Source organism: Rhodobacter viridis (assembly GCF_003217355.1).
GTDB classification, from domain to species: domain Bacteria; phylum Pseudomonadota; class Alphaproteobacteria; order Rhodobacterales; family Rhodobacteraceae; genus Rhodobacter; species Rhodobacter viridis.
In genome coordinates this window covers 38,299-54,010 of sequence record NZ_QJTK01000016.1, presented here as the reverse complement: position 1 = coordinate 54,010, position 15,712 = coordinate 38,299, and the positions used below count along the sequence as shown (strand labels likewise).

Annotated in this window: 19 protein-coding genes; 15 read left to right on the top strand and 4 right to left on the bottom strand. The window is 64.6% G+C overall.

The window, feature by feature from the left end:
• The first annotated feature begins 1 nt into the window (after position 1).
• Positions 2-3,142: a DNA translocase FtsK gene (locus C8J30_RS15840; RefSeq protein ID WP_110806816.1), complete on the top strand. Its 3,141-nt coding sequence runs from the start codon at positions 2-4 to the stop codon at positions 3,140-3,142.
• An 83-nt stretch (positions 3,143-3,225) separates the two neighbouring features.
• Positions 3,226-3,825, top strand: coding sequence for a LolA family protein (locus C8J30_RS15835; protein ID WP_110806815.1), 600 nt, complete (start codon positions 3,226-3,228; stop codon positions 3,823-3,825).
• A gap of 7 nt (positions 3,826-3,832) precedes the next feature.
• On the opposite strand, the gene C8J30_RS15830 is transcribed toward C8J30_RS15835, so the two are convergent.
• The gene (locus C8J30_RS15830) at positions 3,833-4,408 is read right to left on the bottom strand and encodes a transglycosylase SLT domain-containing protein (protein WP_110806814.1); all 576 of its coding nucleotides are present in this window, start codon (positions 4,406-4,408) and stop codon (positions 3,833-3,835) included.
• A gap of 188 nt (positions 4,409-4,596) precedes the next feature.
• Here C8J30_RS15830 and hspQ point away from each other — a divergent pair, with 188 nt between their 5' ends.
• Positions 4,597-4,923 (top strand): heat shock protein HspQ, encoded by a 327-nt coding sequence (gene hspQ, locus C8J30_RS15825; protein ID WP_110806813.1) that lies wholly within the window; start codon positions 4,597-4,599, stop codon positions 4,921-4,923.
• Here the strand turns inward: hspQ and C8J30_RS15820 are convergent.
• On the bottom strand, positions 4,916-5,407 hold the full coding sequence (locus tag C8J30_RS15820) for an ATP-binding protein (protein WP_181420914.1): 492 nt from the start codon (positions 5,405-5,407) through the stop codon (positions 4,916-4,918). The two genes, hspQ and C8J30_RS15820, sit on opposite strands and share 8 nt — an antisense overlap.
• Positions 5,397-5,744, bottom strand: a complete 348-nt coding sequence (locus C8J30_RS15815) for an STAS domain-containing protein (protein ID WP_110806811.1) — start codon at positions 5,742-5,744, stop codon at positions 5,397-5,399. The genes C8J30_RS15820 and C8J30_RS15815 overlap by 11 nt, the downstream gene beginning before the upstream one ends.
• Before the next feature lie 88 nt (positions 5,745-5,832).
• Between C8J30_RS15815 and C8J30_RS15810 the strand changes: the two genes are divergently transcribed.
• Positions 5,833-6,288, top strand: coding sequence for a GAF domain-containing protein (locus C8J30_RS15810; RefSeq protein ID WP_110806810.1), 456 nt, complete (start codon positions 5,833-5,835; stop codon positions 6,286-6,288).
• Positions 6,289-6,326: 38 nt separating this feature from the next.
• Positions 6,327-6,980 carry a pseudouridine synthase gene (locus C8J30_RS15805; RefSeq protein ID WP_110806809.1) on the top strand — a complete coding sequence of 218 codons (654 nt, stop codon included), beginning with the start codon at positions 6,327-6,329 and terminating at the stop codon, positions 6,978-6,980.
• A 59-nt stretch (positions 6,981-7,039) separates the two neighbouring features.
• Here the strand turns inward: C8J30_RS15805 and C8J30_RS15800 are convergent, their stop codons facing one another.
• The gene (locus C8J30_RS15800; RefSeq protein ID WP_110806808.1) at positions 7,040-7,621 is read right to left on the bottom strand and encodes a LabA-like NYN domain-containing protein; all 582 of its coding nucleotides are present in this window, start codon (positions 7,619-7,621) and stop codon (positions 7,040-7,042) included.
• Between the two features lie 45 nt (positions 7,622-7,666).
• Here C8J30_RS15800 and folK point away from each other — a divergent pair, with 45 nt between their 5' ends.
• From folK to era, 10 genes are all read left to right on the top strand, one after another.
• The gene (folK, locus tag C8J30_RS15795) at positions 7,667-8,353 is read left to right on the top strand and encodes a 2-amino-4-hydroxy-6-hydroxymethyldihydropteridine diphosphokinase (protein WP_245909862.1); all 687 of its coding nucleotides are present in this window, start codon (positions 7,667-7,669) and stop codon (positions 8,351-8,353) included.
• Between the two features lie 59 nt (positions 8,354-8,412).
• Positions 8,413-8,766 carry a DNA-directed RNA polymerase subunit omega gene (rpoZ, locus tag C8J30_RS15790; protein ID WP_110806806.1) on the top strand — a complete coding sequence of 118 codons (354 nt, stop codon included), beginning with the start codon at positions 8,413-8,415 and terminating at the stop codon, positions 8,764-8,766.
• Between the two features lie 19 nt (positions 8,767-8,785).
• Positions 8,786-10,903 carry a RelA/SpoT family protein gene (locus C8J30_RS15785; protein ID WP_110806805.1) on the top strand — a complete coding sequence of 706 codons (2,118 nt, stop codon included), beginning with the start codon at positions 8,786-8,788 and terminating at the stop codon, positions 10,901-10,903.
• Between the two features lie 18 nt (positions 10,904-10,921).
• A complete protein-coding gene (locus C8J30_RS15780; RefSeq protein WP_110806804.1) occupies positions 10,922-11,587 on the top strand; it encodes a DUF2062 domain-containing protein in 666 nt (221 codons plus the stop codon).
• A gap of 61 nt (positions 11,588-11,648) precedes the next feature.
• Complete coding sequence (locus C8J30_RS15775) at positions 11,649-12,392, top strand: pyridoxine 5'-phosphate synthase (protein WP_110806803.1); 744 nt, start codon at positions 11,649-11,651, stop codon at positions 12,390-12,392.
• A gap of 21 nt (positions 12,393-12,413) precedes the next feature.
• Positions 12,414-12,860, top strand: coding sequence for an ABZJ_00895 family protein (locus tag C8J30_RS15770; protein WP_110806802.1), 447 nt, complete (start codon positions 12,414-12,416; stop codon positions 12,858-12,860).
• Positions 12,857-13,270 carry a holo-ACP synthase gene (gene acpS, locus C8J30_RS15765; protein ID WP_110806801.1) on the top strand — a complete coding sequence of 138 codons (414 nt, stop codon included), beginning with the start codon at positions 12,857-12,859 and terminating at the stop codon, positions 13,268-13,270. The genes C8J30_RS15770 and acpS overlap by 4 nt, the downstream gene beginning before the upstream one ends.
• 52 nt (positions 13,271-13,322) lie before the next feature.
• Positions 13,323-14,120, top strand: a complete 798-nt coding sequence (lepB, locus tag C8J30_RS15760) for a signal peptidase I (RefSeq protein WP_110806800.1) — start codon at positions 13,323-13,325, stop codon at positions 14,118-14,120.
• Entirely contained in the window at positions 14,117-14,803 is a 687-nt protein-coding gene (gene rnc / locus C8J30_RS15755) for a ribonuclease III (RefSeq protein WP_110806799.1), read from the top strand. Before lepB ends, rnc begins: the two co-directional genes overlap by 4 nt.
• Positions 14,800-15,711, top strand: coding sequence for a GTPase Era (era, locus tag C8J30_RS15750; RefSeq protein ID WP_110806798.1), 912 nt, complete (start codon positions 14,800-14,802; stop codon positions 15,709-15,711). Before rnc ends, era begins: the two co-directional genes overlap by 4 nt.
• Position 15,712 lies beyond the last annotated feature (1 nt).

Below are 15,712 nucleotides of genomic sequence, written 5' to 3'. Positions count from 1 at the left end.
CATGGCATCCTTTCAAGCTCGGCAACGCGAACCGCTGCTCGACCAGGACACGCAAGCCGTTCTGGAACGCCGCGGGCGCGAGCTTCTGGGTGTGGTCTTCCTCGTGCTCGCCGTGGCGACGACGCTGATGCTGGCCTCCTATTCGCCCGAGGACCCGAGCTGGATGGCGGTTTCCGACGCGCCGGTGCAGAACTGGTTGGGCCGGATCGGGGCGGGGATCGCCTCGCCGCTGATCGTGATCGTCGGTCGCGGCGCCTGGCTTTTGCCGGTGTCGCTGGCGATCTGGGGCGTGCGCCATGTTCTGCATCGCGGCGAAGACCGCGTGACGGGGCGGATGGTTTTCCTGCCGATCGCGATCGCGGTTGCGGCGGTCTATGCGGCGCTGCTGGTGCCGGGGGCCGAATGGGGCCGTGCCTATGGTCTGGGCGGCAATTTCGGCGACATGATCGCGGGCTCGCTTTTGGGGCTTTCGCCGGTCGAAGGCTCGATCGGGCTGAAGCTGATGACCGTTGTGATGGCGCTGATGACACTGCTGATCACGCTTTTCGTCACCGGTTTCGACCGGGCCGAACTGCGCGCCGCCGGACGCTTCATGCTGCTTGGAACCGTGTCCAGCTATGCGGCGGCGATGACCGCGCTGGGCAAGGGTGCCTCGGCTTCGGTGCGGATGGCGCGGGATGCGGCCGAGACGGCGCGCGAACGTCGGGCCTCTGCGGCGGCTTTTGCGCAGCAGCAGGCGGCGTGGCAGGCGCAGCAGGATTGGCAGTCGGCGCAGGACCGCCCCGCGCCGCAGCGAGCCGATATCGTGCGGGCCGCCGTGGCCTCGCGCGTGCGGCGGGCAGCCGAGCCCGAGCCCGAATATCAATATGACGACTACGACACTTACGCCCCCGAGGCGGAACTGGTCGAGCCGATGCAGGCCTGGCAGATGCCCGAGGCCGAGGCCCCGTCGCAAGACCGGATCAAGGCCCGTATCCTGCAGGCGGTGAAGACCCGCGCGACCGTGCCCACCTCGGCGCCGATGCCCGCCGCGGCTGCAGCGCCGATGGCTGCGCCGCAGATGCGCGCCGAGCCCGGCCTTTATGCGCCGCGCATGGTCGCTGAACCCGTCTATGCGCCGCAGCCCGAGGCGCCGGTCGATCCGGCTCCGGCCTCGGTTCTGGCGGCGGTTTCGGCCCGGCTGGCTCGTGGCCCGAAGACCCCGGCTGCCCCGCTGAAGCGGGTGGAGCCGCCGCTGCAGGCGCGTCCGCGTTACATGCCCGGCACCGCCTCGGCGGCCCCGCCGGTCACCGCCCCGTTGATGGCCGTGCCGCCCGTGATGGCGCCGCCGATGCAGGCGCCGCAGGAACCGGACTGGTCGCAGCCGATGATGTCCATGCGCCCCGTCGAAGAGGTGACGGTCGAAGAAACCTGGGAAGAGGAGGCTTTCGAGCGCAACGTCTTCTCCGATCTCGGCGAGGATCAGCCGCAGCCCGCGCCGATGCCGAAGATCTCGGCGCAGCGGGCCATGGTTGCCCCGCCCGCGCCCGAGCGTCGCGTCGTGGCCCCCACGCGCAAGCCCGTCACCCCCTCGAAACAGGCGATCGCCGAGGAACAGCCGACCCTGCGCTTCGATGCGCCGGAAAAGCCCGCCTATGAGGTGCCGCCGCTCAGCCTGCTGACCAACCCGGGCACGATCCAGCGCCACCAACTTTCGGATGATGCGCTGGAAGAAAACGCCCGGATGCTGGAAAGCGTGCTCGATGATTATGGCGTCAAGGGCGAGATCGTCTCGGTTCGGCCCGGTCCGGTCGTCACCATGTACGAGCTGGAACCGGCGCCGGGGCTGAAGGCGAGCCGCGTGATCGGTCTGGCCGATGACATCGCGCGCTCGATGTCGGCGCTTTCTGCCCGCGTCTCGACCGTTCCGGGCCGCTCGGTGATCGGGATCGAACTGCCGAATGCGCATCGCGAAAAAGTCGTGCTGCGGGAAATCCTCTCGGCGCGCGATTTCGGCGACAGCAACATGCGGCTGCCGCTGGCGCTCGGCAAGGACATCGCGGGCGAGGCCGTGGTGGCGAACCTGGCGAAGATGCCCCACCTGCTGATCGCCGGGACGACCGGCTCGGGCAAGTCGGTGGCGATCAACACGATGATCCTGTCGCTGCTTTACAAGCTCTCGCCCGAGGAATGCCGTCTGATCATGATCGACCCGAAGATGCTGGAACTCAGCGTCTATGACGGCATCCCGCATCTGCTGTCACCCGTCGTCACCGACCCGAAAAAGGCCGTCGTGGCGCTGAAATGGGTCGTCGGCGAGATGGAGGAACGCTACCGCCGCATGTCGAAGATGGGCGTGCGCAACATCGAGGGCTACAACGGCCGCGTCCGCGAAGCGATGGACCGGGGCGAACTTTTCAAGCGCACCGTGCAGACCGGCTTTGACGAGGAGACCGGCGAACCCGTCTTCGAGACCGAGGAATTCCAGCCGCGGCCCTTCCCCTATATCGTCGTCATCGTCGACGAGATGGCCGATCTGATGATGGTCGCGGGCAAGGAAATCGAAGCCTGCATCCAGCGTCTGGCGCAGATGGCGCGGGCCTCGGGCATTCACCTGATCATGGCGACGCAGCGTCCCTCGGTGGACGTGATCACCGGCACGATCAAGGCGAACTTCCCGACCCGGATTTCGTTCCAGGTGACCTCGAAGATCGACAGCCGCACCATTCTGGGCGAGCAGGGCGCCGAACAGCTGCTGGGCATGGGCGACATGCTCTACATGGGCGCCGGGTCGCGCATCACCCGGATCCACGGGCCCTTCGTCTCGGATGAGGAAGTCGAGGAAATCGTCAGCCATCTGAAGAGCTTCGGGCCGCCCGAATACATGTCGGGCGTGGTCGAGGGGCCGGACGAGGAAGCGGCGTCCGACATCGATGCGGTGCTGGGCCTTGGCGGTGGAGCCAACGATGCGGAAGATGCGCTTTACGATACGGCGGTGGCGATCGTGATCAAGGACCGCAAGTGCTCGACCTCCTACATCCAGCGCAAGCTGGGCATCGGCTACAACAAGGCCGCGCGACTGGTGGAACAGATGGAAGAGCAGGGCGTGGTCACGCCCGCCAACCATGTGGGCAAGCGCGAAATCCTCGTGCCCGAACACTGAGGGCGCAGGAAAGTGATGCCGGCCCCGCGCGATGTGACCCGCGCGGGGCTTTTTCTTTGCCCGATCTGCGGTAAGTTTGCGCCATGACCCTGATGCGTTACGCCCTTGCACCCGTCCTCATGCTTGCCCTTGCCGCCCCGGCCTGGGCGGACAAGATCCCGCTGGCCGATATCTCGGCCTATCTCAACGGGCTGACGACCGCCGAGGCGCAGTTCACTCAGGTGAATTCGGACGGCTCGAAAGCGACCGGCAAGCTTTACATCAAGCGCCCCGGCCGGATGCGGTTCGAATATGCGAATGACGATACGCTGGTCTTGGCCTCGGGCGGGCAGGTGGCGATCTTCGATCCGAAATCGAACCAGATCGCCGAGCAATATCCGCTCAAGCGCACGCCGCTGAACCTGATCCTGGCCGACAAGATCGACCTTGGACAGGCGAAAATGGTCGTCGGGCATGAGGAAGATGGCGCCAATACCGCGGTGGTGGCGCAAGACCCGGAGCACCCGGAATATGGCTCGATCCGGCTTCTGTTCTCGGCCAATCCGGTGGCGCTGCGGCAATGGGTGATCACCGATGATGCCGGTCAGAAGACGGCGGTGATCCTTGATCAGCTGAAACCCGGTGTCGATCCGGGCTCGCTGATGTTCTCGATTTCGGCAGAGACGGACGCGCGGAAGAAGTGATTCGTGCTCAGCCGCCGCAGGAATTCAGCTGAGCGCGATACATCTCGGCGCGGGCGGCGACCTTGTCGGCGACGGCCAGAAGCCAGCCCTTGTCGTTGTAGCTGCCATTGGCATAGCCGCTGCGGCCCTCGTGATAGGCGAGATATTGCGCCCGCGCGTCCCATTTCGAGATGCCGAGCTTGTCGGACGAGCCGTCCATGTACCAGCCCATGAAGTCGGTCGCATCGGTGATCCGGGTGCGCTTTGCGCCCCAGGAGTTGGTCTCGCGTTTGTAGTCTTCCCAGGTTGAATCGAGCGCCTGACTGAAGCCATAGGCCGAGCTTTGCCGCCCGATCGGGATCACGCCAAGCGCATAGCGGTGCGGGGTCTTGGCATTGGGGATGAACTTGGATTCCTGATGGATCGTCGCCATTTGCACATGCACCGGCACGCCCCAGCGCCGTTCGGCGCGACGCATGGCCTTGAAATAGGCGGGCTTTTCGCGCTCCAGCAGGCAGGCGTTGTCAAGATTGCGCGGCGCTTTGCCCCCGCCGCCACAGGAGGCAACGGCCACGAGGACGGCCAACATCAGGATTTTTTTCATGTCTGCTCTGCCCGCTCGGCTTTGTTTTGCGACATTCTAGGAAATTTCGGCCCGCAACGAAAGCGAAACCGTGTCGCGATGCCGTGAGAACTGTTGGGCGTGAATCCACAGATTGTTTCTTGTCCGGTGCAGGGGTGCACATGGACAGACCCTGCCTGAAGGTTTAGAATTTATGACCGGGGGTTACCATGCAGACCACGCTTGCCAAATATCACATCGGCCAGATTGTTCGGCACCGCAAGCACCCGTTCCGAGGTGTCGTATTTGACGTGGACGCGATGTTTTCCAACACGGACGCCTGGTACGAGGCGATTCCCGAGGAGAGCCGCCCCGCGAAGGATCAGCCCTTCTATCATCTCCTGGCCGAAAACGATCAGACCTATTACGTCGCCTATGTGTCGGAGCAGAACCTTGTTGCCGACAATTCGGGCGAGCCGGTCGATCACCCCGATCTGAGCGACCTTTTCGGGGATTTCGAGGACGGTCGTTACCCGCTGCAGTTCCAGCTCAACTGACGTTGCCCGGTTTCAGCGGCAGCCGGAACGCCAGCAGGTTGCGACCGTTTTCACGGTGGTAGCCCAGATCCTCCACCAGATCGCGGATCAGGAACCAGCCAAAGCCGCCTTCGGGCAGGGTATCGGGTTCGGGACGCCGGGAATCGTCGATGCCGAGGTCGAGGCAGGAATGCGGCAGTTCCACCCCGTCATCGCTGATCGAGCAACTCAGCCCGCGGTGGTCGCGCACCAGCGACAGGGTGATCGTGCCATGCCCGCTGTCGCCATAGCCATGCTCGACGATGTTGTTGAGCACTTCCGCCAGAACCAGTTCCAGCGTGCCCGCCTCTTCTTGCGACAATTGCCGCAGGAACCGCGCCAGCGCCGTGCGCAGCGCAAAGCGAACCGACAGGGCATCGGCTTCGAAGGAATGGTGAAAGATCTTCGGCTCCGGCCTTGGTGTCTCGGTCGACGCGCGATTGGGTTGCGAACGATCAGCCAACATGGCGCAGCCCCGCCCGAAGTGCCGCTTCGACGTTCTCATGCATGGCAAAGACGGAATCCATGCGTGTCAGCCGGAACACCCGTTCGACATTCGGCGTCAGCGCCGCCAGTTCCAGCCGCCGGTCCGGCGCCAGAGATTTCATCACCGCCACAACCGCCCCCAGCCCGGAACTGTCGAGGAATTCCACTTGCGACATGTCCAGCACCACCCGCCCCCCCGGCTGGGTGGTGACTTCGCGCATGCGTTCCTTGAACCGGATCGCGATCGCGGCGTCGAGGCGTTCCTCGTTCACCGAAACGACCAGTGCGCCTCCGCGTGATTCCGCATAAAGATTCATCTTGCCTCTCCGGCCTCGAAGGATTTGCGTCAGCCTAAGGGCGAAAGCTTACCAATCCGTATCTGGCGGAAAGAATGAAGGAAGACCCATGACCTTTGATCCCGCGACGCTCGCACGCACCATCAAAGCCCTGACAGAGGGGGAAACCGACGAGGTGGCGTTGATGGCCACGCTCGCGTGCGAAATTCACCATGCCGATGACCGCTTCGACTGGACCGGCTTTTATCGCGTCACCGAACCGGGCGTACTCAAGATCGGCCCCTATCAAGGGGGGCATGGATGCCTTGTGATTCCGTTCACGCGCGGCGTCTGCGGCGCCTGTGCGCGCGAAGGCCGTACCCAGCTTGTCCCCGATGTCGAGGCCTTTCCGGGCCATATCGCCTGCTCCTCCTCGACCAGGTCCGAGCTGGTGATTCCGGTCTTCGGCGCAGGCGGGCGGCTGATCGGCGTGCTCGACATCGACAGCGATCAACCCGATGCCTTCACCGAGGCGGATGCAAAAGCGCTTGAAGCGATCCTTGCCGAAGTCTTCGGCACGCTCTGAAGCTTGACGCCGCGACCGCTCCGCGCCATGCCGGGCCGATGACCGAGCACCTTTATTCCCCGCCCGCGGAGCCGCCGCGCATTCTTCATGCCGATCACGAGATCCTCGTGGTCGACAAGCAATCCGGGCTGCTTTCGGTGCCGGGCAAGGGGGATCACAAGGCCGATTGTCTGATCGAGCGGCTGAAGGGCGCCTTTCCACAGGTGCTTCTGGTGCATCGGCTCGACGGTGACACCTCGGGGGTGATGGTCTTTGCGCTGACCGCGCATGCGCAGCGGCATCTGGGGCTGCAATTCGAGAACCGGCAGACGAAGAAGCACTATCTGGCGCGGCTCTGGGGGCATCTGGAGCCGAAGGCGGGCCGGGTCGACCTGCCGCTCTGCGTCGACTGGCCGAACCGGCCGAAGCAGCATGTGGATCATGAAAACGGCAAGCCCGCGCAGACCGACTGGAAGGTGCTGCGCCACGATCCCGATGGCACGACGCGGGTGCGGCTCAATCCGCTGACCGGGCGCAGCCATCAGCTGCGGGTGCACATGCTGGAACTGGGGCACCCGATCCTGGGCGATCCCTTTTACGCCACCGGCCCCGCGCGCGATTTTCCGCGGCTGATGCTGCATGCCGAGAGCCTGCGGCTGCGTCACCCGGATGGCGGGCAGTTCATGACCTTCACCGCGCCCTGTCCGTTCTGACGCCGGACATGAAAAAGGCGGCGGGAGTGGACCGCCGCCTTTTTGATCTGTCGCGAGGCTCAGGCCTCGGTCGTGTCGGCCGCCGGGACGGGAGCCGGAACTTCGCGCGGCTCGCGGGGCGGACGCCCGATCACTTCGCGCAGCGCGTCGAGTTCGATGAAGTTGTCGGCCTGACGGCGCAGTTCATCCGCGATCATCGGCGGCTGGCTGCGGATCGTCGAAACGACCGAGACCCGCACGCCCATGCGCTGCAGCGCTTCGACGAGCGGGCGGAAATCGCCGTCGCCCGAGAACAGCACCGCATGGTCGAGCCGCGGCGCGAGTTCCATCGCGTTCACCGCCAGTTCGATGTCCATGTTGCCCTTGACCTTACGCCGACCCATCGAGTCGGTGTATTCCTTGGCGGGCTTTGTCACCATCGCGTAACCGTTGTAGTGTAGCCAGTCCACGAGCGGCCGGATCGGCGAGTATTCCTCGTTCTCCAGCAGTGCCGTGTAGTAGAACGCCCGAACCAGCTTGCCGCGACGCTCGAATTCCTGACGGAGCAGTTTGTAGTCGATGTCGAAGCCGAGCGCTTTCGCCGCGGCGTAGAGGTTGGACCCGTCGATGAAAAGGGCCAGCCTTTCGTCCTTGTAAAACATTATAAGTCCTTTCGTCGTGGCTCCGCGGCGCGGCGTCCGGAGTGGTTGACGGGGAAAAATAATTTTACCCAATACGCCGCAAGAACCAGTTCAGCAGCGCTTTCTACCAAGCGCGGGGAGGCCGAGATATCTGTCTTTATGGATAGTACCACATTTTTGATAGCGCTAGGGGCGAATCTTGCAACGATGGCAGGCAAACCTCCGCAATCTCTGGTTGCGGCGCTCAAAATGTTGCCCGCGGAGGGGATTCGGCTGCGCGCACTCAGCCGATTCTGGCGCTCCCCGGCTTTCCCGGCTGGAGCGGGGCCTGATTACGTCAATGCCTGTGCCGTGGTTTCCGCCGAAATGCCCGCCGAAGCCATGCTGGAGGCCCTGCACCGAATCGAGGCGCGGCTCGGACGGCAGCGCGACAAGCGCTGGGCGTCGCGCGGGATCGACCTTGACCTGCTCGGCAACGGCGAGTTGATCCGCCCCGATCCCGGCACGGAAGCCGCCTGGCGCAGCCTGCCGCTCGAGACCCAGATGCAGCGCGCGCCCGAGACGCTGATCCTGCCGCATCCGCGTCTGGCCGACCGGGCTTTCGTGCTGATTCCCCTTGCCGAGATCGCGCCTTTGTGGCGTCATCCCGCCATCGGAAAGACGGTTTCCGAAATGCTCGCTGACCTCGACGCGGCCGAAAAAGCTGCACTCGTGCCGTTTTCTGCTCCATTCGACGGGCAGGGCGGCTTGTAAAGGCCCCGGGAAGGGGCTAGATGGGGGGTTCACACCTCCCCCTTCGTCTGGAGTTGCCGATGGCCCGCGTGACGGTTGAAGATTGCGTTGACAAGGTTCCGAACCGCTTCGAGCTGGTGATGCTTGCTGCCCACCGCGCCCGTGAGGTTGCGGCCGGGGCGCCGATCACCATCGAGCGTGACAACGACAAGAACCCGGTGGTCGCGCTGCGCGAAATCGCCGAGGAAACTCAGCTTGCCGACGATCTGCGCGAGCGTCTGATCGAAAGCAACCAGACCCAGATCGAGGTCGACGAGCCGGAAGAAGACGCGATGGCGCTTCTGATGTCGGGCGAGATCGACCGCCCGCGTGTCGATGACATGGACGAAGAACGCATGCTGCGCGCGCTGATGGATGCGCAGGGTCGCGACTGAACGAGGGTAACGAGCGCGGATGATCGATGTCGAAGACCTGATCGCGCTCGTTCGCAACTACAATCCTCGCTGCAACGCCGATCTGATCCGTCGCGCCTATGCCTATGGGCTGAAGATGCACGACGGGCAGTTCCGCCACTCGGGCGAGCCCTATTTCACCCATCCCGTTGCCGTTGCCGCGATCCTGACAGAACAGCGGCTGGACGATGCCACCATCGTCACCGCGCTCTTGCATGACACGATCGAAGACACGCGCTCGACCTTTACCGAGGTCGAGGGGCTTTTCGGCACCGAAGTCGCGGAACTGGTCGATGGCGTCACCAAGCTGACCAACCTGCAACTGGGTTCTTCGGCCAGCAAGCAGGCCGAGAATTTCCGCAAGCTCTTCATGGCGATGTCGAAGGATCTGCGGGTCATTCTGGTGAAGCTGGCCGACCGGCTGCACAACATGCGCACGATCAAGAGCATGCGGCCCGAGAAGCAGGCGCAGAAGGCCCGCGAGACGATGGAGATCTTCGCGCCGCTCGCAGGCCGGATGGGCATGCAGTGGATGCGTGAGGAACTGGAAGACCTTGCCTTCAAGGTGATCAACCCCGAGGCGCGCACCTCGATCATCCGCCGCTTCGTCTCCTTGCAAAAGGAATCGGGCGATGTGATTTCGCAGATCACCGCCGATATCCGCAACGAGCTGGAAAAGTCCGGCATCGAGGCCGATGTCTTTGGCCGCGCCAAGCGCCCCTATTCGATCTGGCGGAAGATGGAGGAGAAAAGCCTCACCTTCTCGCGGCTGTCCGACATCTACGGTTTTCGCGTCATCACCCGTTCGGTTCCCGATTGCTATGCCGTGCTCGGGCTCATTCACCAGCGCTGGCGCTCGGTCCCCGGTCGGTTCAAGGATTACATCAGCCAGCCGAAGACGAACGGCTATCGTTCGATCCACACCACGGTGTCGGGCCGCGATGGCAAGCGGGTCGAGGTGCAGATCCGCACCCGGCAGATGCATGAAGTCGCCGAAGCCGGGGTGGCCGCGCATTGGTCCTATCGCGATGGCGAACGGGCGCTGAACCCCTCTGCCGTCGATCCGGCGAAATGGCTCGCCTCGCTCACCGAACGCTTCGCCGAGGGCGATCACGACGAATTCCTCGAGAACGTCAAACTCGAGATGTATTCCGATCAGGTGTTCTGCTTCTCGCCCAAGGGCGATGTGATCAAGCTGCCGAAAGGCGCGACGCCGATCGATTTCGCCTATGCGATCCACACCCGGATCGGCAATTCCTGCGTTGGTGCCAAGGTTGACGGCATTCGCGTGCCGCTCTGGACGCGGCTGAAGAATGGCCAGTCGGTCGAGGTGATCACCGCGGCCGGGCAGCGCCCGCAGGCGACCTGGCTCGATATCGTCGCCACCGGTCGCGCCAAGGCCTCGATCCGCAAGAGCTTGCGCGAGGAAGACCGGACCCGCTTCGTGAAGCTGGGGGCGGAACTGGCCCGCGTCGCCTTTGAACATGTCGGCCGCAAGGTCTCGGACAAGGCGTTGCGCACCGCGGCCAAGACCCTTGGTCTGCCCGACGAGACCGAGGTTCTGGCCCGTCTCGGCTCGGCCGAGCTGACGGCGCGTGAAGTGGTCGAAGCGCTGTACCCGGAACTGGCCGCCCGTGGTCCCGAGACGGTCGATCCCGGTCGCGCGGTGATCGGGCTTGCCGCGGATCAGACCTTCCACCGCGCCAAATGTTGCCAGCCCCTGCCGGGCGAGCGCATCGTCGGCATCACCTATCGCGGTCAGGGCGTGGTGATCCATGCCATCGACTGCCCCGCGCTCGAAGAGTTCGAAGAGCAGCCGGCGCGCTGGGTCGACCTGCACTGGCACGAGGGCAGCCACCCGCCAGTCTATTCCGTCGCGCTGAAAATCACGATCTCGAACGACGCCGGGGTGCTGGGACATATCTGCACGTTGATCGGCGCCCAGAAAGCCAATATCTCCGACCTCAATTTCATCGATCGCAAACCGGACTTTTACTCGCTTGTCGTAGAAGTCGAGTTGCGTGACGCGGAACATCTGCACCGGCTGCTGACGGCCCTTGAAGCCGAGACCGATGTGGCGCAGGTGCAGCGCTGGCGCGATCTTTCGCGCAGACCCTGAGGGAACGGAAGGCAAGACGTGGTTTTCAAACGGCGGGAGAAGCGGACCTGGGGACAGTCCACGCGGGATCTGTTCTGGCCGCGCAGTGGCTGGGGTCGGTCGGTCAGCTATATCCGGCATCGGCTGAACCGTTTGCCCGATCAGCCGCACCGGATCGCCCGGGGCGTCTTTGCCGGGATTTTCATCTCGTTCACGCCGCTTTACGGCATCCATCTGATCGGCGCGGCGCTGTTGGCACGGCTCTTGCGCGGCAATGTGCTGGCCTCGCTCTTTGCCTCGCTCGTCGGCAATCCGCTGACGTTTCCGGTGATCGCGGTGGTGGCGATCAAGCTTGGCCATCTGATGCTGGGCCAGACCGCCGATCCGATGCTGGCCGATGGCCTGATCCAGATCTTCGCCGAGGCGCTGGCCGATGTTCGTCACAACCTGATCGCCGCCTTCACTGTCGAGGAGACGCATTGGGCGGGCATGGCCGATTTCTTCCGCGGCATCTTCTGGCCCTATCTTCTGGGCGGTCTGCTGCCCGGCCTCGCCTCGGGGCTCGCGGGCTATTACATCTCGCTGCCGCTGGTGACCGCCTATCAGACCCGCCGCCGTCAGCGCATGAAGGAGCGCTCGGCCAAGCTGCGGGCCAAGCGGGCGCAGGCGGCCGAGGCGGCTGATCACGTCCCGGATAACGGCTGAGCGGCATCTTCCCTCGGACGTCGTGCTTCGTCATAGTGATGCCATCTGACCGGAGGTTCCCATGACCCGTTCCCTGCGCCTTGGCGTGAACATCGACCACGTCGCCACCGTCCGCAACGCCCGCGGATCGGCCTATCCGAGCCCGCTGCGCGCGGCGCTGATGGCCGAGGCGGCCGGGGCCGACGGCATCACCGCGCATCTGCGCGAAGACCGCCGCCACATCCGCGACAGCGACATGGCGGAACTGAAGGCGAATCTGAAGATCCCGCTGAATTTCGAAATGGCGACCACGGCCGAGATGCAGCGCATCGCGCTCGCCACCCGGCCGCATGCGGTCTGTCTTGTGCCGGAAAAGCGGCAGGAGCGCACGACCGAGGGCGGCCTCGATGTCGCGGGCGATCAGGCCCGGCTGACCGCCTATATCGCGCCCTTGCGGCAGGCTGGCGCGCGGGTGTCGATGTTTGTCGGCCCGGATCTGCGGCAGATCGAGGCCTCGGCCGCGATCGGCGCGGCGGTGGTCGAACTGCACACCGGCCATTACTGCGATCTGCATTACGAGGGCCGCTTTGCCGAACGCGATGCGGAACTCAAGGCGCTCGAAAAGGCCGCGACGCTGGCCGCCAGCCTTGGGCTTGAAGTGCATGCGGGCCACGGGCTGACCTATGAAACCGTCGCACCCGTCGCGGCGATCCCCGAGATCAAGGAGCTGAACATCGGTCATTTCCTGATGGCCGAGGCGCTCTTCATCGGGCTCGAAGCCTCGATCGCCGAAATGCGCCGCCTGATGGACGAAGCCCGCCGCTGAGTCTCGATACCGGAGCCCGTCATGCCGATTCTGCGCTACGCCCTGATCGTGATCCTGATGACGCTGATCGTCTCGGGCATTGCGGTGCTTCTGGAAACCTATGCCCAGATCCGGCTCGGCATGGTCGGCGGCGGGGCGATCCCCGTCTTCATGACCGCGTTGATCGAGGGGCAGCTTTTCTGCAAGCGCACGGGCGGCCTGCCCGACCGTGGGCAGACATTGCGCTTTGCCGGGATGGCGACGGCGATCAACCTGATGCTGCTCGGCCCGGCTCTGGTGCTGATCTCGCTTGGCGATCCCGCCCTGCTGACGATGCTGCGGGGCTTCGATGCGGTGCTCTGGTCGGTCATCCTGGGCGCGGTTGTCGTCATCACCTTCCCGGCCTCGTATTTCTTCTACCGTCAGGGGGCGGCGAGCCAGCACCGCGCGATGGCGCGGCAGAAGGCCCGGCAGGGCGGGGCGAAATGATCCTCGGCATCGGCTCGGATCTGGCCAATATCGAGCGCATCGCCGGTACGCTTGCGCGCTTTGGCGACCGGTTCCGCCAGCGCGTCTTCACCGAGACCGAGATCGCCAAGGCCGAACACCGCGCCGATGTCGCGGGCACCTATGCCAAACGCTGGGCCGCGAAAGAGGCCTGTTCGAAGGCGCTCGGCACCGGGCTCGCCATGGGCATCTCGTGGAAGGACATGTCGGTGACGAACCTGCCGACGGGTCAGCCGGTGATGCATCTGACCGGCTGGGCGGCGGATCGGCTGGCGGCAATGACGCCGCCCGGCCATCGGGCCGTCGTGCATGTGACGCTGACCGACGATCACCCCTGGGCGCAGGCCTTCGTCGTCATCGAAGCCCGCCCCATTTCCCCCACGATTCCTTGACTTGGACCCGACATCGGGCCAAGGAAGGCTTGGTTTAAACAAGAGGCAGAGCATGGCCAGCAAATCCGAAGGCGGTATCGGCGAAATGGCCCGGACGCTGTTCTGGGCGCTTATCATCGCGGGCGTCTTCCGCACGCTGTTCTTTCAGCCGTTCTGGATCCCGTCGGGCTCGATGAAGGATACGCTGCTGATCGGCGACTTCCTCTTCGTCAACAAGATGGCCTATGGCTATTCGCGCTATTCCTGCCCCTTCTCCAGCGCCGATTTCTCGCCCTGCCCGATCGAGGGCCGCATTCTGGGTGGCGAACCGCAGCGCGGTGACGTGGTGGTGTTCCGCCATCCGATCAAGAACGTCGATTTCATCAAGCGCCTGATCGGCCTGCCGGGCGACCGGATTCAGGTCGTCAACGGCGTGCTGCAGATCAACGGCGCCCCGGTCAAACTGGAAGACGCGGGCACCTTCTCGGAAGTGTTCGAGCCGCAGGGGCCGGAAAAGCGCTATCCGCTGTGCCGCAACGAACCGGTCGGCGAGGGTGGCGATTGCCAGTCGCAGCGCTTCTTTGAAACGCTGCCGAATGGCGTGCGCCACTCGATCCTGAATACCTTCGACGGCGCGCGGGCCGACAATACCCCGGTCTTCGTCGTGCCCGAAGGGCAGTATTTCATGATGGGCGACAACCGCGACAATTCCGAGGACAGCCGCTTCCCGCAAAGTATCGGCGGCGTCGGCTTCGTTCCGGCGGAAAATCTGGTCGGCCGCGCCGATCGGGTGATGTTCTCCTCGGCGGGCAATTCGCTGTTCTTCTTCTGGACCTGGCGGGCGGACCGCTTCTTCAAGGGGATCGAATGAAAGTCGCGGCAGACCTCTCTGCCTTCATGGACCGGCTCGGGCATCGTTTCACGACGCCCGAGCTTCTCGTTCGGGCGCTGACGCATTCCTCGCTCGGCTCGCCCACCCGGCCCGACAACCAACGGCTGGAGTTTCTGGGGGACCGGGTACTCGGCCTCTCGATGGCCGAGGCGCTGTTTCACGCGGATGATCGCGCTTCCGAAGGGCAGCTTGCGCCGCGGTTCAACGCGCTCGTGCGCAAGGAAACCTGTGCCGCCGTCGCCCGCGACATCGACCTTGGCGCGGTGCTGAAGCTGGGCCGGTCGGAAATGATGTCGGGCGGGCGGCGCAAGGAAGCGCTCTTGGGCGATGCGATGGAGGCGGTGATTGCCGCCGTCTATCTCGATGCCGGGTTCGAGGTGGCGCGGGCGCTGGTGCTGCGGCTTTGGGCCGGGCGGATCAGCGCGGTCGATCACGATGCCCGCGATCCGAAGACGGCGCTGCAGGAATGGGCGCAGGCCCGCGGCCTGCCGCCGCCGCGCTATGAAACACTGGGGCGCGAAGGCCCCGACCACGCGCCGCAATTCCGCATCGCCGTGGTGCTCGCCTCGGGCGAGACGGAAGAAGCAAAAGCCGGGTCGAAACGCAACGCGGAACAAGCCGCAGCGAAGGCCCTTCTGGAACGGTTGGAGAGAGGCGCATGACCGAAGAAACGCACGCCGGATTCGTGGCGCTGATCGGCGAGCCGAATGCAGGAAAATCGACGCTGCTCAATCGCATGGTGGGGGCCAAGGTCTCGATCGTCACCCACAAGGTGCAGACCACCCGCGCCCGCATCCGCGGCGTCTGCATGGCGGGGCAGGCGCAGCTTGTCTTCGTCGACACCCCCGGCATCTTCCGCCCGCGCCGCAGGCTGGACCGCGCCATGGTCTCGGCCGCCTGGGGCGGGGCTGCGGATGCCGATATCGTCGTTCTGCTGATCGAGGCGCATCGCGGCCTGACCGAAGGCGCGAAAGCGATCATCGAGGCCTTGAAAGCGCGCGAGGGCTCGCAGCCGGTGGCGCTGGCCATCAACAAGATCGACCGCGTCAAGGCCGAACGCCTGCTGGCCTTGGCCGAGGAAATGAACGGGGCCTTCCCCTTTGCCAAGACCTTCATGATCTCGGCCGAAAAGGGCTATGGCGTCGATGACCTGCGCGACTGGCTGGCGTCGCAAATGCCCGCGGGCCCGTGGTTCTACCCCGAGGATCAGATCGCCGATCTGCCGATGCGGATGATCGCGGCGGAAATCACCCGCGAGAAACTGACCCTGCGCCTGCACGAGGAACTGCCCTATCAGCTGACGGTCGAGACCGAACGCTGGGAAGAAAAGCCCGACGGATCGGCCCGGATCGACCAGATCATCTACGTCAGCCGTGACGGTCACAAGGGCATCGTCCTTGGCAAGGGCGGCGAGACGATCAAGGCGATCTCCACCGCCGCGCGCGCCGAAATGGCCGAATTCATGGGGCGCCCGATCCATCTCTTCCTGCAGGTGAAGCTGCGCGAGAACTGGCAGGAAGAGGCCGAGCGCTACACGGAAATGGGGCTCGACTTCAAGGACGGCGACTGAG